This is a genomic window from Bacteroides sp. QWL-09 (assembly GCF_058683585.1).
In genome coordinates this window covers 2,959,933-2,978,360 of record NZ_CM178748.1, presented here as the reverse complement: position 1 = coordinate 2,978,360, position 18,428 = coordinate 2,959,933, and the positions used below count along the sequence as shown (strand labels likewise).

General features: G+C 40.6%; 15 protein-coding genes, 1 tRNA gene and 1 rRNA gene. 6 read left to right on the top strand and 11 right to left on the bottom strand.

The window, feature by feature from the left end:
• Position 1 precedes the first annotated feature (1 nt).
• From AC4PG5_RS11890 to AC4PG5_RS11860, 7 genes are all read right to left on the bottom strand, one after another.
• On the bottom strand, positions 2-391 hold the full coding sequence (locus AC4PG5_RS11890) for a transposase (RefSeq protein WP_492029086.1): 390 nt from the start codon (positions 389-391) through the stop codon (positions 2-4).
• Positions 392-759: 368 nt separating this feature from the next.
• Positions 760-1,662 carry a glycosyltransferase family protein gene (locus tag AC4PG5_RS11885; protein WP_492029085.1) on the bottom strand — a complete coding sequence of 301 codons (903 nt, stop codon included), beginning with the start codon at positions 1,660-1,662 and terminating at the stop codon, positions 760-762.
• Between the two features lie 147 nt (positions 1,663-1,809).
• Positions 1,810-4,101 (bottom strand): translocation and assembly module lipoprotein TamL, encoded by a 2,292-nt coding sequence (gene tamL, locus AC4PG5_RS11880; RefSeq protein ID WP_492030754.1) that lies wholly within the window; start codon positions 4,099-4,101, stop codon positions 1,810-1,812.
• Between the two features lie 97 nt (positions 4,102-4,198).
• Entirely contained in the window at positions 4,199-8,704 is a 4,506-nt protein-coding gene (locus AC4PG5_RS11875; protein WP_492029084.1) for a translocation/assembly module TamB domain-containing protein, read from the bottom strand.
• 127 nt (positions 8,705-8,831) lie between these two features.
• Complete coding sequence (locus AC4PG5_RS11870) at positions 8,832-10,175, bottom strand: MATE family efflux transporter (RefSeq protein ID WP_492030753.1); 1,344 nt, start codon at positions 10,173-10,175, stop codon at positions 8,832-8,834.
• Between the two features lie 32 nt (positions 10,176-10,207).
• Positions 10,208-11,443 carry a M16 family metallopeptidase gene (locus AC4PG5_RS11865; protein WP_492029083.1) on the bottom strand — a complete coding sequence of 412 codons (1,236 nt, stop codon included), beginning with the start codon at positions 11,441-11,443 and terminating at the stop codon, positions 10,208-10,210.
• 6 nt (positions 11,444-11,449) lie between these two features.
• A complete protein-coding gene (locus AC4PG5_RS11860; protein WP_492029082.1) occupies positions 11,450-12,289 on the bottom strand; it encodes a peptidylprolyl isomerase in 840 nt (279 codons plus the stop codon).
• Between the two features lie 223 nt (positions 12,290-12,512).
• Here AC4PG5_RS11860 and AC4PG5_RS11855 point away from each other — a divergent pair, with 223 nt between their 5' ends.
• Both AC4PG5_RS11855 and AC4PG5_RS11850 read left to right on the top strand, forming a co-directional pair.
• Positions 12,513-12,878, top strand: coding sequence for a BlaI/MecI/CopY family transcriptional regulator (locus AC4PG5_RS11855; protein WP_492029081.1), 366 nt, complete (start codon positions 12,513-12,515; stop codon positions 12,876-12,878).
• 14 nt (positions 12,879-12,892) lie between these two features.
• Positions 12,893-14,617, top strand: a complete 1,725-nt coding sequence (locus AC4PG5_RS11850) for a TonB family protein (RefSeq protein ID WP_492029080.1) — start codon at positions 12,893-12,895, stop codon at positions 14,615-14,617.
• Between the two features lie 87 nt (positions 14,618-14,704).
• On the opposite strand, the gene AC4PG5_RS11845 is transcribed toward AC4PG5_RS11850, so the two are convergent.
• The 3 genes from AC4PG5_RS11845 to AC4PG5_RS11835 are packed head-to-tail and all read right to left on the bottom strand — an operon-like array spanning position 14,705 to position 16,732.
• Entirely contained in the window at positions 14,705-15,376 is a 672-nt protein-coding gene (locus AC4PG5_RS11845; RefSeq protein WP_492029079.1) for an RluA family pseudouridine synthase, read from the bottom strand.
• Positions 15,377-15,383: 7 nt separating this feature from the next.
• Positions 15,384-16,130 (bottom strand): 3-oxoacyl-[acyl-carrier-protein] reductase, encoded by a 747-nt coding sequence (gene fabG, locus AC4PG5_RS11840; RefSeq protein ID WP_492029078.1) that lies wholly within the window; start codon positions 16,128-16,130, stop codon positions 15,384-15,386.
• Between the two features lie 11 nt (positions 16,131-16,141).
• Positions 16,142-16,732, bottom strand: a complete 591-nt coding sequence (locus AC4PG5_RS11835) for a TetR/AcrR family transcriptional regulator (RefSeq protein WP_492029077.1) — start codon at positions 16,730-16,732, stop codon at positions 16,142-16,144.
• 232 nt (positions 16,733-16,964) lie between these two features.
• Between AC4PG5_RS11835 and AC4PG5_RS11830 the strand changes: the two genes are divergently transcribed.
• The 4 genes from AC4PG5_RS11830 to AC4PG5_RS11815 all read left to right on the top strand — a co-directional run bounded on the left by AC4PG5_RS11830 (position 16,965) and on the right by AC4PG5_RS11815 (position 18,060).
• A tRNA-Met gene (locus AC4PG5_RS11830) sits at positions 16,965-17,037 on the top strand.
• Positions 17,038-17,176: 139 nt separating this feature from the next.
• Positions 17,177-17,461 (top strand): ISAon1 family transposase N-terminal region protein, encoded by a 285-nt coding sequence (locus AC4PG5_RS11825; RefSeq protein WP_492029076.1) that lies wholly within the window; start codon positions 17,177-17,179, stop codon positions 17,459-17,461.
• A 203-nt stretch (positions 17,462-17,664) separates the two neighbouring features.
• Entirely contained in the window at positions 17,665-17,793 is a 129-nt protein-coding gene (locus tag AC4PG5_RS11820; RefSeq protein ID WP_492029075.1) for a hypothetical protein, read from the top strand.
• Positions 17,794-17,805: 12 nt separating this feature from the next.
• Entirely contained in the window at positions 17,806-18,060 is a 255-nt protein-coding gene (locus tag AC4PG5_RS11815) for a transposase (protein ID WP_492029074.1), read from the top strand.
• A gap of 233 nt (positions 18,061-18,293) precedes the next feature.
• Here AC4PG5_RS11815 and rrf read toward each other — a convergent pair.
• Positions 18,294-18,404: ribosomal RNA gene (rrf, locus tag AC4PG5_RS11810) — 5S ribosomal RNA — on the bottom strand.
• Positions 18,405-18,428: the final 24 nt, after the last annotated feature.

Genomic DNA, 18,428 nt, shown 5'->3' with positions numbered 1-18,428 from the left:
GTTACTGCTTGGCCCCAGATTTTTTTCTGATGGGAATGCCTACTTCTTTTTCTGCTATATCAATCAAAACATTTAAAGCACGAGTTTCTAACTGAGAGTAAGCAAGAGCTTTCTCTAAAGCTTTAATGCGCTTTTCTAAAGCTTCTTTTGAATCAATAGAGGATAAATCATCCGGTTTTTTTTCGGTCATAAGCAAGTCGGTATGTAAATTGTCCAAATATACCGAATACTCTTCAATTGGGTAACTTTTTATCCAACGATTTAATAAAGCAGTACCGCAAAGAAAATACTTCTTTACAATGAAACTTTTTGACTCACAACTGCTGTAATAATCACGAAGAATAGATAACTTTTCACTCTCTGTGTAACGACGAATTTGTTGATCTCTCATAAAACACTATTTTTTAGTTACTAATAGTGTCTACCTATATCAGTTTAAGTCAAACTGAGAGCAAGACGTAAGTTAATTGTTTTTCAGCTATTTACGTAGAATTTCACTGATTTAGGTAGACCGCTTTTATTCTATCACTCTGAAAAAAGCGACTGTTTTGTTTTTCCTATCCTGATATCGTAGACACCTTTAATCCTTCATCTCTGGGAAACTAGACCGTTCTTTTTTTACACTGAAGTGGTTTACACCGTTCGATTTTCAGACCTAAAAGATAGACCTTTCCTATCCTCTATGCTGGACGGGTTAAAAAAAAGAGCATCCTCATTAGGATGCTCTTTCTCATATAATAATCAGTCTATATGATCAGATTAAAACAGTTTTGCAGGATACTCACCGGCATCTACCAAAGCCTGAATTTTATCGACTACACCTTGACGATCGGCAGCATAAGTCACGCCAAACCATTTGCTAGTCGTATCCAACACTTTCACACGTGCAGTTCCCTCATTCACCAATTTATTAACCATCAACGGAATGAAGTATTCACATTTCAAGTTCGACATATTTTCTGCCAAGAATTCTTTGAAGTACTCTTCCGAATAAGCAAAATAGTCAGGAGTGAATCCCCACATATTCATTGATACCGGAGTATTGTCGCCGATGCTTTGCATCACGCCATCCTCATCTTTGAAAGACACTTTGCCATCGATACGTTCGATCGCTGTGCGTTCAACAACAGTCGTCAAGAAACCATCGTTATTGGTTCCACAAACACCACGAGCCACCGATCCACTTTCAGAGAGGGTGTTTCCAATACGATAACCCACCATGCAGTAGTCGTTCTTCTTACCTTCCATTTCACTCAATGCAGCACCTAATACGGCGAAGCTATCACGACCATAAAAATCATCAGCATTGATCACCGCAAACGGTTCATTGATCACCTCTTTACCCATCAATACAGCATGATTTGTTCCCCATGGCTTAACGCGATCGGCCGGACAAGTAAAACCTTCTGGCAAATGATCTAATTCTTGGTAAACCAATTCCACCGGAATATGATTCTCGTATTTACTTAAAATCTTATCGCGAAAATCTTGTTCGAAATCACGACGAATAACAAAGACCACTTTGCCGAATCCTCCGCGAATAGCGTCAAAGATTGAATAATCCATAATTGTCTCACCGCTAGGACCTAGACCGTCTAATTGCTTCAAGCCACCATAACGACTGCCCATACCGGCTGCCAATACAAATAAAGTTGGTTTCATAAAAATGTATGTTTAAAGATTAGTAATTTTGTCCGCATCTCATTGCCATGCAAAAATACAAAAATTACAAATGAAAAAGGGAAATTATGTTCCATTCTTTTCCATTATCGTACAAAATGAAGAAAAGACAAGACAGCCTGATGACAATCAGAACGGATAACCAATAGCAAAATGATAACCTAGATGATTAAAGAATCCACCCGTGGCATTATAATATCCGGATCTACCCGTCGAATAAGGATAGTGCAAAGGCACTCCGACATCGAAACGGAAAACTAAGATATCCATATCGTATCGTAAACCTAAACCGGTCCCCAAAGCAATCTGTTTTGCAAAGGTTTTCATCCGCAACTGGGAATCGGGACGGTTCACATCTTTGCGCAATAGCCACACATTACCGGCATCAAGAAACGTTGCTCCCCAAAAACTCTTATAGAGTCGGAAACGATACTCCAAGTTGGCCTCAAAGCGGAAAGTTCCGGTTTCGTCCCAAAACGAAATCCGACTATCTTCGTTATGAAAGCCCCCCGGTCCGATACTTCGAACCGTGAATGCACGAATACTGTTTGCTCCTCCCACATAAAACTGTTCATTGAAAGGAGGAACGACAGAGTTACCGTAAGCAAAGATCGCTCCAACACCTACCCGAGCAGCCAAAGAGTTATTCTTATCAATATGCCGGGAATATCGCAGTTCGCTGTTCAGCTTCATAAACTGCGCAAAGGGGACTTTCCACAATTTTTTATTTTGTTCATCGAACCTCTGACCGAACAGACGATAAACGCAAGACGTCACGTTACCGGCAGAGACAATGGTCGACTGCCACCAAATGGGATGCTTCACACTACGCCGAGAAGAGTTGTCGTACGTATACGTATACTCCATGGCCGGTATAAATTGATCTTGCAGACTGATGTACAGCACCGGATTTTCATTGGCCACATCAGCAAAAGCTTGAGTATAGCTTTGCAGCACATTGAAAGTGAGTCGGAACGGCGTCACACTATGCCGACTGACACGCGTCGGTTGAAAGTCGTAAGTGGCGTTTCCTCCAAACGAGAGAAACTTATAATACTTTGCTCGGTTGAGTTGGTTCACATACACCTTAAAGGTTGTCGTTGCGGGGAAATCGTACTCCCTATCGCCAAAGCGAGGGAAGACCACTCGTGGGAAAATCAACGAACTTGAGCTACCCACTTCCCAACTGTTTAATAACGAGTTCTGCCCGTCTCCTCCCGTTTGCCATTCATACGACCCGTTCAGCTTGACATTCCAACTCTCGCCTCCACCAAACACATTGTGTTTAGTCACCCCAAACGAAAGACCCGGGCCGGTTTGGTTATTGCTTTTAGTCGTGACACTAAGAGAGAGCTCGGCATCTAGCGGTTTGTCTAAAGCGGCTCTGATCTTTAAATCGAGCGTATCACACAACGCAGCACTATCACGAGGCATATACTCTAGGTCGATCATTTTAAAGATCCCCAGTTGATTGAGTTTTTCTTGAATCCGCTCCTGTTGACGTTGGGTATACAACCGCGAACGACTATCAGCAGTCGTATTCGACTTCCGGACATACCCTTGATAGTTCAACCATCGATAAAGCATGTTGGGGCGCACTCGCAACTTATCATGATAGTAAATCTTCAAATCCTTGTACCACAAACTATCGTTAGCCGCCTCACCATTCTTACCTTCAAGAGAGAAAGACGTTTGTCCCAGATAATAAGGCTTCTGAGCCGCTGCGGGTAATCCCGGAATCGGGATCAAACGTAAGCTGACTTGTCCATTCCCCACTCGCGTGGTATCTGCCTGATATTTCATATAATCCGGACGAAAATAGAAATAACCTCTATTCCTTAAAAGTTCGCTAATCCGCTTACGCTCCTCATCCAGATCGGCAATATTGAATTGTCGTTTAGCCGTTAAATAGGAGAAGCGCCTGCCGCGATCGAGCAAACGGGCGGTTTGTGTATTAAAATGGTGGTAATAAACGGTGTCTATCACATAAGGAGTATTCATCTTGACGCGATAGATCAAAGACGCTTTTAAGCTATCTTTTCGGTCGGGCACCAGCTCATAATCGACTTCTCCGTTAAAATAGCCATAATCGTGTAATAAGTTCGTAGCGACTTTGGCTCGCACTTTGGGATTGACCGTAGAGATAAAAACCGGTGGGTTTGCCGCAAACCGGTTAAAGATCCATTTTCCGACTCCCTTTTCATAGTTCACAAAACCGGTATACATCCACATCTTAAAAGGAATCGGCAAAATCCCGAACATCTTCGTACTCGGTTCCTTATCGAGTGCAGCGCTAACTTCAGCCTCAGCAATCTGTCCGATCTTCGTATGGGTCCGGTCGGTAATGATGGTTTTCTGTCCGGTATATAAGACCTCGCCCTCAGGGAGATTTCGAGTTAATGAACATCCCATTAATCCCATCACACCTAAGACCAATATGCCCCATCTATATCCTTTCAAGAGTCGATATCCTTTATGTTTTTGTGTGTACAATGCCATACCTTTTTATCCAAATGATTTATCGTTTCTTTTTCTTCCTAAAAATAAACAATTCGCTCAGCTTGTCGAGTTTCTTACGCAAAACGACACCTACGCCGGCTTCGGTAATCTCTCCTTCCAACAAACTTTCAAAATTCTTATCGTAGAACAAACGAACGTATCGAGTGCCGGAGCCATCTAAGCGATATTCCAATGAGACATTATCAATAAACGATTCGGCCGTATTTGTTGCATTCGTTCCGGTAGAGACCTTCCCACCAAGTACAATCTGGAACCGATCATTAAAGAAACGTTGAGAATAACGGAAACTGTAATCCGTGCTCCGATTACCGGACTCCGCCTCCTGATGTTCTTCAACGCCAAACGATAGATTGGCATTCTTCAGATTACCCACCAATGAGTTAATCTGACTCGTCAAAACAGAGTTTAAGGCCGAGCCCATATTTAGATTTAAACCCTTGTTTCCGCTGTTGCCAAGGCCATTTCCCAAATAGGAGCCTGTGACCATTAAAGCAATGGCTTGCTTACCTCGCTCCTCCGCTCCCATCACGGCCAATTGGTTTTGTAACGACACATCTTCCGGAGCCTCCAAGTCGAAAGCCAAAAACAAATCGTCCAATTTCTGCTTAATCAAAACCGAGACATCAAAGCTAACCATACGCGACGGTCCGTCTTCTGTATCCGAGACAGAGGCTCTCATGCGTTCGGTTGCTTTCAAATTCAAGGTTGGATTCATGGCATTCCCGGACCATTCGACGTAACTCCCTTCATTGATCTTAAATTCTTTCAACGGGATAACCGGTAACGCATACTTGATCATTCCCCCCGAGAGTTGGTAGCGACCGGCAAGTGACAAGTCACCTTGTGGCGTATATTTCAACAAGAGATCCCCTCCGCCTTCAAGCTCGATTCGGTTACTACGATCGGCACTCAAATCGGCCCTTAATCGTACAGACGGATCGATATGCATCGTCATGGCAATATCCATTCCTCCCAAAGAAACAGAAGCTACATTTTTCAGATCTTCAGGCACGGAATCATTAAACGAGGTAAAAGTCACCAAGCTCCCCAAACGATCCTGCACCGTCAACGGCGAATCGGTCATCACATAAGTCAAGTCGGTGCTCCCCAAAACATTCATGTTTCCACGCATCTTCAAATCATCAAACGACCCTCGAATGGTCGATTTAAAATCCACCAAGACCTTGCCATAAGCTAAACTTTCACGCGTACGCTTGGCATTCAGCAGAAGATAGTTCTCCGCTAGAAGGTCAAAATGAGCCATCGGGCGACTGAGTTGGCGGAAGTCAACATACCCATCGATCGTAAATGGATTCTCCCCAACCGTATAAATGGCAAATCGGTCGAACAGCAACTTATTATTCTTCATCACGACCGGACGGTTATCGAAAGTAAACTTCGCTCCTGTCTGTCGAGAGAAGATTGAGACACTATCCAATTTAAGTTCCCCATTCAGCAAAGGTCGGTTCACATCCCCGGTGACTCCCAATTCTCCGTCGATATCTCCAGAGAATTTCACCACCTCGTTCGGCACAAGAGCATCTGCTATTGAAAGAGGGAAATGAGAGAATTGCGTACTAATGGCAATACTATCTTTCCCATACGCATTCAAAGTTAACGAGCCATCGGCGGTCATGACTTCTTCTCCTTCATGGGTCAGGTAAGTCGATAAATACTGTTTTCCGGATTCTCCAGGCAACCACGTCGCTCCTAAGGAAACGTCTCCGATGCGATGCCGTTCATAAGACAACTCATCGATGGTGGCTTCGGCAGAAAGCTGCAACGTTTTATCCGTTTGAATATAATGCATATCGGCAGAGAACAACCCGGAAACTTCCGGTAAGTAAGGTAACACCTTACTAAGCTCTCTCAGTCGGACACGTGTCAACTCCATGTTGATGTTTTGCAGAGACAAGGTATCTTCAAGAACAGAATGTGCCCTAAAGCCCATGCCTTCATCGCTCAGCATATCTATTCCGGCATAAATACGATTATTATAATGCCAATAGAGCCAGTTGTTTTTCTCTTTAAAATGAAACTTCCGAAAAGCAATAATAGGCTCTTCCGGCAACAATCTTAATAAAAGTCCCCCATGTTTTGCCTTCTTTCCGGTGAAAGGAGTCATCTTCACTCCAAGCAAAATCCCCGTTTCACCTTTGCCATTAAGATAGTTGAGCATCAATTGAGCGTCTTGACTATTAAGCTCACCGGTTAGAGTCGACCGGAACGATAATTGCGGATTCTTCGACACATTCACAACCCCGCTATACAACTGTAACTTGGTGCTATCTTGTGATAAGTTAAAGAAAATGGTATCAAGCTGCAAAGTATCGATCTGCAAACCATAAAGTCCAACTTTCCCATGAATACCCGTCTGAGCATTCAAGTTCGCTTTCAAAGACAGTTCCTTGAAACGCACCTGCCGACTTTCATAATAATGAGCCAACGGGTTACGCCTACCCACCACCACTGAGACATCCGCCGCAGGTAGTTTTTCACGAATCAACTGATGATTGAGTTGCTTATGATCCACCTGTTTCAACAATTCTTCGATCCAGAGATTGGTTTGACTGATCAAAGGCTGAACCCCTAACGGAGAATTTAATTCAGCAACCATATCACCCGACTTCAGAATAGCTTGTACCTTTTTAGAGCGAACTTCAACCATCAAGTTGAACGCAAAGTCATCTTCCAAAGGTTCACGGATCAATCCCAGAGCATATAGATTCAGTCGACGGACATTCATATTGATCTTCCCGTCGGGATAGTTATAATTTAGATGATACTCTCCATCTGAATGCATTCTCAACAACGAGTTATGGCTGTCTAATGTAAACTTCAACAGTCCGCCGGAAAGTATTCCATGGCAAGAAACATCAGAGATAGGATAAGTCTTATAATTCAAATAATTCAGCGTGCACTTGGCCTCAAGCGTCGATTTCAAATTTGTCACATCAAACCCACGCCCTTTTACCGAGGCAGATAATCCCAGTTCATAAATAGAGTCTTGAGGTAAAAAGTGATCGATCGAGAGACTATCGACGTGCAATTCAACATTGAAGCGTTCATCGTTTAGATTACAATCGGCTTGAGCCTTCAACGATCCCAGTCTTTCCTGTCCTTCAAGATTCAAAGAGAGTCGAGAGCCCTCAATTTCCAAACGAGCATGTGCTTGAATACTATCGGGAATTGCGATATCTTTTCCATCTTCCGACTCCCATAAAGGCTCTAAGAAATTCAACGTTTGCGTTTGTAATTTGAGATCCAAAAAGCCCGAACGACTGACACTATCTGCCACATGGTCAACTCTTCCCTGACCCGACAAATTAAAAGCACCCGGTAAGGTAATCTCTAAGGTTGATAGTTCCACACGGTTCAAGTCGCCTTCTGCTAGCGCCCGAATCGTTAAAGGTCGGAATGGATAAGCTGTTTTAAACGATGATGGAAGTTGTCCTTTTAAGAGGAACAGATCTTCTTTGCCAAGATAGGCCCTTACCTGAGCTCTAGCCTTTGAAAGGTAAAGCAAAGAATCCCAATTAGCTGTGGCTGCAACGTCAATTTCCGAATGCGGAGTATGTAGCTTAATCTGCGATAGTTCTATGCCGTGAGCATCCGAATGCAAACGGCCCGTTAGAGAGGTTATGCTCAATCCAGATCGTTCAAGAAGCATCAGTCGTTTAAGAGACGCATTCATTTTCCGTCCTTCAAGATTAAACGAATCAAGTTCCAGATGAATATTTTTCAAGGCAAGGTGAGAGGGGTCAAAACCGTCCATCGGCTTAGATGCAATCTTGTGATACATAGAAGAAGCATTGATCAAAAAGAGCTTCTTTAAAGAATAGGCTTGTTTCTTGAGATCAATTTTGGCTTGAAACAGCTTTGCCTTTCCAAAATGTGCCGAGGTGTTGAGAGAATCAGAAGGTAGTTGTAGGCTAAATGATACATTTTTAAGATTCATCTGCCCCAGTTCTATCTTCCAATCCAAAGGCGGCTCGGTCTTCGTTGTATCACTGGAAGTCGTATCGTTTAATAAAATGCTTAGGTGGGTGTTAGATAAGTCCAATTCATTCACAGCCACCAATCGACGAGAAAGATCGACCCCTTTGCTCGTAAAGAAGAAAGCACCAACCACGCCTTTAAGCCGAGTCTCTTTCAATAAATCATGAGAATCGACGATAGCATTAACAAGAGTCGCATTGTCAACATCGATCCGTCCCCTAAATAAAGGCAAGAGTTCAACACGCACATTAAGTTCATCTAAGGAAAGAATATTCTCCGATTGACGGGTGATTTTCACGTCATCAACCAATAAGTTCAATGGAAAGCGAAGATTAATTCGCCCGATAGCCACATCCAGACCGGTCGACTTTGAGACATAAGCAGCAACCTCCCCACGCAAATAGTTCTGCACAGGAGGAAGATAAAGCAAGATCATTGCTGTTAGAAATAACAAAATGGGGCTAATGAATAGCCAAACCAATCTCTTAATCCACTTACGTTCCATTTTGAAAACTCTGACTTAATAATGCACTACAAAATAAACAATTTATTTTATAAACTGTTGAATTGAGGTAAAGAATCTATATTAAATAGGACTTTTAGGCATAAATGGGCTCATGGGCTTCGACCAATTACTTCCGCAACTTCGTTTGTTGACGAAAGCGGAGCCAAAGCATCAATCCCGCGCTAGTAAGGCCAAAAGGAAAGGCCATCCAGATACCAACTGCCCCCCAGCCTAAAACAAAACCTCCGATATACCCAACAGGTAGCGAAATCAAAAAATAGGCGATAAAAGCAATAAACATCATGGGCTTCACATCAGAAATTCCACGGAGTGCATTCGCAAAATTAATCTGAAGCCCATCACCAAATTGATAAATCAATAAAGGAATAACCAACAACGTGACCAGTTCCTCAACCTCTCTATTATCGGTAAACCATCCTCCTAAAGAATGGCGGAGAAAAAAGATGATTAAAGATAGAACGATTCCCAAGACTAGAATCATATGAAACCCAGCATAAGCCGAACGGCGAACATTAACGATGTCCTCCTTCCCTTTATAATTACTCACTCGCACGGCAACTGCCGCTCCCATCCCGTAAAACATCATAAAGGTAAATTGCGAAATCGCGCACATGATCTGATGGGACGCCAAGGCAATAGTACCCAGCCACCCGACCATGACGGCACTTAAACTGAATGAAGCGGTTTCCATTCCCATTTGCAAGGCAACAGGCCATCCTAAGGCATGAAGTTGACGATTCACTTTCTTGGACCATCCTAAACGGTAAAAACCTATTTTATAGCGCAGAAAGCGAGGAGAACGGAAAAAGACAAGGGCAAAGACAAGTACCATAACTATTCGTGAGACGAGTGTGCTGATCCCTGCACCAAGCAGTCCCAGTTCGGGAAAACCCAATTTTCCATTGATGAGAATATAATTCCCTATAATATTCAAGCCATTACCCGCCAACAGAATCCACATGCCCGTTTGAGTATCCGTAATCCCATCAGCGAACTGTTTAAAGCCATTAAATAATAAGATAAAAACTAGAGAAGCCAATAAGACCAAATAATAAGGCTTCATCAGTGGAAGGAGTTCTGTCGGCTGCCCCAGGTTCTCAATATTTAAATAGACCACAGACATGAGTAAAGTCAACAGTAAGCCAACTCCCAAGTTGGCCACTAAACTACAACGCAAGGCTTGCCCAACCTGAGTAAATTGCCGAGCCCCATATAGTCCGCCAACAATAGGTGTCAATCCATAAGAGAAACCGGTACTAAAGATAATTGCCAGATTAAAAACATTGTTGACGAACGAAGCTGCACCTAGCTCTGCAGTACTATGATGTCCAATCATTAGAGTATCGGCAAAGCCAAGCACAATAAGTCCAACTTGCCCTACCACAATGGGAACTCCTAAAAAAAACAGCGCTTTATAATGGTTATAATAAGTCTCATAAAAAGTTCGTATCCACTTCATCATGTTCTTTCCTAACAATAATCCTATTCCGATTTTCTATAATGCAAAACGACACTATTATCGTCCTTAAAGGCTTGTTGTGCAACAACTCTCAATTGCTCAGCCGATACAGCACGATAACGCTCTACTTCTCTATCAATATCTTCCGCTTGACCAATCAACTCAAACCAAGCTAAGTTAGTGGCAACGTTCAGATAGTTTATATTACCAAATATCTGGGTCGATTCAAACTTATTCTTGACCTTCTCGAGCTCTTCCTCTCCAACAAGTTCTGTTTGTAAAAGTGCGAGTTCTCTTTTTACAGCAGTTTCTGCTTCTTCAAGTGAGACCCCCGCGGAAGGTTTGCCACAAATATGAAATAGCCCTTCATCAATACTGCCTGAGATATAAGCATCAATACTAGAAAAGATCGGTTGCTCATGCACCAAACGACGAGTCAAACGACTTGAAGTTCCATTACTTAAGATGTCCGATAAGATATCGAAGGCATAATAATCCGCATGATTCCGGTCACACATATGAAAAGCCATAAATAGAGCATCTAAAGGAACATTACGTTGAACACTCATTCGTCGCTCAACCTCTTGCATAGGCTCTTTTTCCAGACAACGGCTCACGACCTCTCGTCTCGGTATCGAACCAAACCATTTTTCAGTGAGCCTTACCGACTCTTCAAAGGTGATATTTCCTGTAACCGCCAATATCGCATTATTAGGAGCATAATGGTGAAAGAAGAACGATTTAACATCATCTAAAGTGGCATCAGCAATATGAGCAAGCTCTTTACCAATCGTTGGCCATTGATAAGGGTGTACACGATAAGCCAACGGTCGAATCAAGTGACTAACATCACCATAGGGTTGATTCAAACAACGTTGTTTAAACTCTTCCATCACTACACCGCGTTGCACATCAAGGCTCTTCTGACTAAAATCCAAACCTAACATGCGGTCGGATTCTAGCCAAAAGCCTATTTCTACATTCTGACGAGGTACAGTCAGATAGTAATTTGTAATATCATTATTTGTCCAAGCATTATTCTCACCACCAGCCAACTGCAAAGGCGTATCGTAGTCGGGAATATGAACCGAACCACCAAACATTAAGTGTTCAAACAAATGGGCAAAGCCGGTCTGCTCAGGGTGTTCGTCCCGAGCTCCAACATTATAAAGAATATTAAGAGCAACCATCTGAGTACTCTCATCTTGATAATGCACCAAGCGAAGTCCATTATTAAGAATATGCTTGTTTATCTTCATTCTATCTTAATCAATCACCGTCATTTTTAAAATCTTCACATCTTCTTCCGGGCGATCACTGCGGTCTGTTTTTACCTTCTGAATCAGATCAACAATGTCAAGTCCCTCGGTCACTTCTCCAAACACCGTGTATTCTCCATCGAGATGAGGAGTTCCTCCAACAGTGGTATAAGCTTCTATTTGCTCAGGAGTAAAATGGAATTCAGGTTGCTTAGCCGCTTCTGTTTGAGCTTCGGCAAACAACTTCTCTTGAAGTTCGTATAATCCATCTTCATCATTCGCTTTACGCATCTTATAGATCTCTTTCATGTGCTTTTGAGCAAGTGCGTTAAAGACCACATTGACTTTATTTTCATTGATTTGTTGCTCCATAGACAGTAACGTCGAGTCTTTAAAGACTTTTCCGGTCACGATATAAAACTGACAACCTGAAGATTCTTTGTTTGGATTAACGTTATCTCCTTGACGAGCTGCAGATAAAGCACCTTTCTTATGAAAATAACGTGGATAAACGAATTCAGCAGGAATAGTATACCCAACATCGCCAGAACCTAACATTTTGTCCTTAGGTGCATTTTTCGACTCAGGGTCACCAGCTTGAATCATAAAGTCCTTAATCACGCGATGAAACAACGTACCTTCATAGGTTCCTTCATTGACTAATTTAATGAAGTTATCGCGGTGCTTTGGTGTTTCATTATACAACTTAATCGTAATATCTCCCTTTGTCGTTTCTATTTTCACGACGGTCTCATTATTCATGTTTCCTCCTTTTTTTGGGCCAGATTTGCAACCTGTAAGTCCACAAACCAGCATCATTAGAATTATCAGTAATTTAGTTTTCATAGTTTTCCATTTATTCGTTTGCAAATATACACTTTTTACCCTTAATAACCTTTCTAACACCTTCTAATATAAGACAAAACCTAAAAGATGAGATGGATCTTTCAACACAATATTATTGTATTTCATTACAAACCAGCAGACTTTTAGTATAATTAACAGTCTATCTATTTGTTTATTACGAAACTTTCGTAGATTTGCGAAAAAGTCGTAAAACTATTGCATCATGGAAAAACTAACTAGACAAGAAGAAGAAGTTATGATCTGTATCTGGAAACTTAATAGTTGCGTTGTCAAAGACATTGTAGCTAAATATCCCGAACCAACCCCTCCGTATACAACGATAGCTTCTATTGTGAAAAATCTGGAACGCAAGGGATATATCAACAGCCAGCGTATCGGAAATACTTATCAATACACGGCCAACATTAAGGAGAGTGATTACAAACGTAATTACATGAGTAAAATTGTTGGCAATTACTTTGAAAATTCTTATAAAGAAATGGTGACTTTCTTTGCTAAAGACAGAAAAATATCCGCTTCTGATTTAAAAGAAATCATTGATCTGATTGAGAAAGGAAGAGAAAATTAATAAAAATAGTACATATGAGTCCAGAACTAGTTTATTTTCTAAAAGTTAACATCGGGATTATACTATTGTATGGTTTTTATCGGATGTTCCTTTATAAAGATACCTTTTTTAGTTGGAGACGTACCATCCTTATCGGCTCTCTCCTCCTCTCTTTATGCTATCCACTATTGAACATCGAAGATTGGATAAAGAATCAAGAACAAATGTCGGCAGTCGTACAAATCTATGCAACAAATATGCTTCCGGAATATGTCGTCAGTGCCAATCAGAGCTTTATAAACTGGGAATACATCACGACACATATTCCTTTCATCCTTTACGGTATCGTCACATCAATACTACTTTTAAGGTTCTTTATACAGTTCGCTAGCATTCTAAAACTGCATTTCTATTGTAAACGGACGATCATCAATGGAGTCAATGTTCATCTATTAGAGAAAGATGCCAGTCCTTTTTCCTTTTTCCATTGGATATTCATACACAAAGACTCCAAAAATCATGCTAATATCAATGAGATCCTTATACACGAACAGGCACATGCCAATCAATGCCATTCTATTGATGTCATAACTTGTGAACTCATGTCTATTTTCTTCTGGTATAATCCATTTATTTGGTTGATAAGACGTGAGATCCGCGAAAACCTAGAGTTCTTAGCAGACAACCAAGTTCTTGAGTCTGGCTATAATTCAAAGGCCTATCAATACAATCTTTTAAAACTATCTGATCATAATAAGACTGCAGTAAATTTATTAAATAATTTCAATGTATTATCCTTAAAAAAAAGAATCAAAATGATGAACAAGAAAAGAACAAAGAAGATAGGAATGACTAAGTATCTGATGTTTATTCCTATGGCAATAGCCTTAATGGTTATTAGCAATATTGAATCGGTTGCCAGAACGACCAAACATTTGACTCAAGACTTCGTGAAGGAGGTTAGCTCACCTATTTTGTCTAACGATCGTCCACAAGATAAAAACAAGCAACAATCTTCTCAACAAGACAAAGTTGTATTTGAGGTTGTGGAAGAAATGCCAATATATCCGGGAGGACAGAAGGGGTTAATGAAATATTTGGCAGAAAACATCAAATATCCAGCAACAGCTGTTGAGAAAAACATAGAAGGAAGAGTCATTGTACAATTTGTTGTTGAAAGCGATGGGCATATTAGTAACGCCAAGGTGGCTCGAAGCATAGATCCCTCTTTAGATGCAGAAGCCGTACGTGTGATCAATGCTATGAATAAATGGACTCCGGGTAAGCAAAAAGGGAAAAACGTCGCTGTCAGATACGCACTACCAATCATGTTTAGGATACCTGAAAAACAATTAAAGCAAGAAAACCCCCAAGACATTGAAAACCTAAAAAAGAGAGAAGTCGTTGTTGTTGGCTATAATGATCCTACAGCAAAACAGCCTCAGACCGTTTTTAAAGTAGTAGACAAAATGCCTCAATATCCAGGAGGTGAAGCTGAACTATTGAAGTATCTCTCGCGATCTGTTAAGTATCCAGAACTAGCCAAAAAAAACAAAGAAACAGGAACCGTTTTTGTACGAATGGTCATTGACAAAAATGGAAACCTATCAAACGTTAAAATTACAAAAAGTGCCTCTGCAGCATTAGATGCCGAAGCGGTTAGAGTAATTAGCAGCATGCCAAAATGGGAGCCAGGTACACAAAAAGGTCAAGCTGTAGCAGTAGAATATACCATACCTATATCATTCAGGTTACAGTAATCCATAAAGTTCCAAGTAACTTATTATAAACAAAAAGCTGATCCTAAAAGATCAGCTTTTTGTTTATAATTCAATCTGAATATTTTATCAAATCATATCAAAACCATTCCACAAACTATCGTTCGGGACAGGCGCTGAAACTTCAATAAGTTCTTTCGAAACAGGATGTATAAATCTCACATAACGTGCATGTAGACTAATACTACCATCTGGATTCGAACGCGAAAAGCCGTATTTTAAGTCTCCTTTAATAGGGCACCCCATCTTCGCCAATTGACACCGGATTTGATGATGTCTGCCCGTTTTCAAGTCAACCTCAAGCAAATAGTAATTTTGAGATTTTCCGATCAAGCGATAGTTCAATATAGCTTTTTTACTATTAGTTACCTCTTTATCATACGCATAACTCTTATTCTGCTTTTCATTACGAACTAAGAAATGCGTTAATTCAGCCTCAGTCTCTCTAGGAGCATTCTTCACAATAGCCCAATAAGTCTTTTTAACCTCGCTATTCTTGAACATTTCATTCAAACGAGACAGAGCTTTACTTGTCTTAGCAAAAATAACGAGTCCGCTAACAGGACGATCAAGACGATGAGTGACTCCAACAAAAACGTTCCCGGGTTTCTGATATTTATCCTTTAAATAGTCCTTAACGATATCTGCTAAAGGCTTATCGCCTGTTTTATCGCCTTGAACAATCTCCGAAGAAGCTTTATTGACTATAATGATATGATTATCTTCGTAAACGACAGTCATTCCTCGGTTACATATTCATACCACCATCAACCTGAATCACTTGACCTGATACGTAAGCTGACATTTCAGAAGCCAAGAATGTAGCAATATTAGCCACATCTTCAGGTGTACCACCACGACGCAAAGGAATTTTATTAGCCCATTCCTTCTTAACTTCTTCAGGTAATCCAGCTGTCATCTCTGTCATAATAAATCCAGGAGCAATAGCATTAGCACGAATACCACGTGAACCTAGTTCTTGTGCAATAGATTTTGCTAAAGCGATCATACCTGCTTTAGAAGCTGAATAGTTAGCCTGACCAGCATTACCATGAACACCCACAACAGATGCCATATTAATAATACTACCAGCTTTCTGACGCATCATAATCGGTGTACAAGCATGAACAAAGTTAAATGCTGATTTTAAGTTAACATTAATCACCATATCCCATTGTTGTTCACTCATACGCATCATCAAACCATCACGAGTAATACCTGCATTATTAACTAATACATCTATACGTCCAAAGTCTTTATGAATCTCACCTACAACCTTTGCAGTATCTTCAAAATTAGCAGCATTTGAAGCATAACCTTTTGCTTTTACTCCCATTGCCTCTAACTCTTTTACAGTTTGCTCAGCATTCTCATCAATTACAAGATCCGTAAATGCAATATTAGCTCCTTCAGAAGCAAATTTCAATGCAATAGCTTTACCAATACCACGAGCAGCACCAGTTACAATAGCTGTTTTTCCGTCTAATAGTTTCATACTAAAAGTTATTATTTAATAATTTTATGCAGTGCACCAAACACAATGTTTGCTACATATTCTTTTCGTTGTTCATTCTCTAAATGCGCCCCGATCTGTCCTCGAATATAAGGCACTTCGATACCTTTTAAGCAATAATGCAAAAGTTCGCCTGTCATATCAGGATCATCAATCTGAAAAACTCCCTTAGCGACACCTTCCTTCAAAACATTTTTAAACATCTGAATTTCTTTAGCATCAAACTTCTTGCGGACTTTTTCAACATGCCAAATGTCTCTAAAGAAGTTAGCCCGTAACGTCCCATTACGAAAAACGACTTCCTTTACAGCATCCAACCTCGTATAGATCAACTCCATTATTTTTTGATCGGGCAAAATATCTTTATTGGCAACCCGCTTCATGACATCCGATAGGATCTCTAGTTCAGATTCAACTACAGCCAAATAGATCTCGTCCTTGTTCTTAAAATAGGTATAAAGTGTTCTTCTACCTTTTTTAGAAGCAAGAGCAATATCATTCATAGTAGTATTTTCCACTCCCATTTTTGCAAAAAGCTGACGAGCGACATCTACTAATTTAGTTCTAGTTTTTGATACGGCCATAATCTAAAAATTGCACAATGCTGAATATTTTGAGCAAAAGTAATTCTTTTCTTGCTACCATACAAGAAAACAAAAGCTTTATTAATGTTAGTCATTACTTTGATAAAAGAAATAAAGACGTTCGACATCTTTAACCAAACAAATAGTTCCTTTTAGTCGATTAAATAACAAAATAAGCAAACGATTGTTTGTTATTAAGAAAAAAAGCATTACCTTTGCACCCATTAAACATCGCGGAGTGGAGCAGTTGGTAGCTCGTTGGGCTCATAACCCAAAGGTCGTCTGTTCGAGTCAGGCCTCCGCAACTATAAAGAGAATATGTTTTTAGAACATGTTCTCTTTTTTTATATAGTATCACTTACTTATGGATCGCTATAATTTAGGATCATACCGAAATCCTGAGGGATTTTCAATTGATAATATTTGTCTTCGCCGCAAAAACTAATGAATTACGATAGTTTCCTTCGTTTTATCTTTCCTAATGGCATGTTTGATGACTTCGAGATGATTCGTTTCAATGAGCTTTCCAATAAAGTTGAAATTTATTTTGAAAAGAAAAATAATCCTCCTGAAGAATATCAACAGGATAAGCTTGAGAGTAAAGGATTCTATGAAGAAGTTCGTATGCATGATTACCCCATGCGTGGACGCAGCTGTATTCTCTACATAAAGAAATGCAGGTGGTATAACCACACCCAAGAAAATATGTATCCTGTAACTGGTTATTAATAGCTCAAGGCACGCAAATTTCTTATGAATTTACGTCCTTTTTTTAAGCTATGGACGACTCTCTCCTAGCATCAGTTCCATAGGCCGATCACTATGGTTTAGAGGCCAATCAACTTGGATCACAGTATAAGAATCATTTGAGTAATTACAGGTGCTGAGATCAACTTCCCCATGCGAAGGATTGGATCTTGTTTGAAAAAACCATGAGGGCTCATGTGGGACTGGATGAAACAAGCCTTTCCCGTAGAGAGCTGTACACTATCCTTATCAATAAGGAAGCCAAAGGTAAGAAAGGAAGCATTATTGCCATGATTAAAGGAACATATCTGTAAACAGTCTCGACTGTGTTGCTTCAACTATCACGCAGACGTCGTTTTCAGGTTCGTGAGATCACTTTAAACATGGTCTCGAACATACATCAGATTGCCCGTGCATGTTTCCACAGAGCCAAGCAAGTGGTGGATCGTTTTCATCTACAGCAATTGGCTTTTGAAGACATACAAGAAATACTTATTAAAGCATGTTGGGAGGCTATGGATAAAGAGAATATAGAGAGATTAGCCACGCTAAAGCTCGTGAAATGCAGTACAAGCCATTAGTATTCAGAGCACAACTCGGAGGAGTCAGGGATGTGGCATTCTTCTTATTCAGATTATCTAAAATTTATGCTTAACAGGACAATCCCTCAGGATTTAGGTATGATCCACCACAAGACAAGACGGTATCAAAGGGTATTCGTGGCAACAAACGACCCAGATCGATACCAGAGAACAGCACGGCAGGGCACAAAAAAAAGACCCTTCGAAACATTACTGAATCGAAGGGTCAATCAAAATGGCGGCTACCTACTCTCCCACTGTTACGCAGTACCATCGGCGTGACGAGGCTTAACTTCTCTGTTCGGAATGGGAAGAGGTGGAACCCTCGTGCTATAACCACCTAAAAAGGTTATGACATGTGTACAGTA

Bases quoted from the DNA above. Each gene is read 5' to 3' on its own strand.
- AC4PG5_RS11845 (WP_492029079.1), bottom strand. From the start codon at position 15,376: ATGACTGTCGTTTACGAAGATAATCATATCATTATAGTCAATAAAGCT.
- AC4PG5_RS11825 (WP_492029076.1), top strand. From the start codon at position 17,177: ATGAATTACGATAGTTTCCTTCGTTTTATCTTTCCTAATGGCATGTTT.
- AC4PG5_RS11835 (WP_492029077.1), bottom strand. From the start codon at position 16,732: ATGGCCGTATCAAAAACTAGAACTAAATTAGTAGATGTCGCTCGTCAG.
- AC4PG5_RS11875 (WP_492029084.1), bottom strand. From the start codon at position 8,704: ATGGAACGTAAGTGGATTAAGAGATTGGTTTGGCTATTCATTAGCCCC.
- AC4PG5_RS11865 (WP_492029083.1), bottom strand. From the start codon at position 11,443: ATGAAGATAAACAAGCATATTCTTAATAATGGACTTCGCTTGGTGCAT.
- fabG (WP_492029078.1), bottom strand. From the start codon at position 16,130: ATGAAACTATTAGACGGAAAAACAGCTATTGTAACTGGTGCTGCTCGT.
- AC4PG5_RS11890 (WP_492029086.1), bottom strand. From the start codon at position 391: ATGAGAGATCAACAAATTCGTCGTTACACAGAGAGTGAAAAGTTATCT.
- AC4PG5_RS11855 (WP_492029081.1), top strand. From the start codon at position 12,513: ATGGAAAAACTAACTAGACAAGAAGAAGAAGTTATGATCTGTATCTGG.
- AC4PG5_RS11850 (WP_492029080.1), top strand. From the start codon at position 12,893: ATGAGTCCAGAACTAGTTTATTTTCTAAAAGTTAACATCGGGATTATA.
- AC4PG5_RS11820 (WP_492029075.1), top strand. From the start codon at position 17,665: ATGAGGGCTCATGTGGGACTGGATGAAACAAGCCTTTCCCGTAGAGAG.
- AC4PG5_RS11885 (WP_492029085.1), bottom strand. From the start codon at position 1,662: ATGAAACCAACTTTATTTGTATTGGCAGCCGGTATGGGCAGTCGTTAT.
- tamL (WP_492030754.1), bottom strand. From the start codon at position 4,101: ATGGGATTAATGGGATGTTCATTAACTCGAAATCTCCCTGAGGGCGAG.
- AC4PG5_RS11860 (WP_492029082.1), bottom strand. From the start codon at position 12,289: ATGAAAACTAAATTACTGATAATTCTAATGATGCTGGTTTGTGGACTT.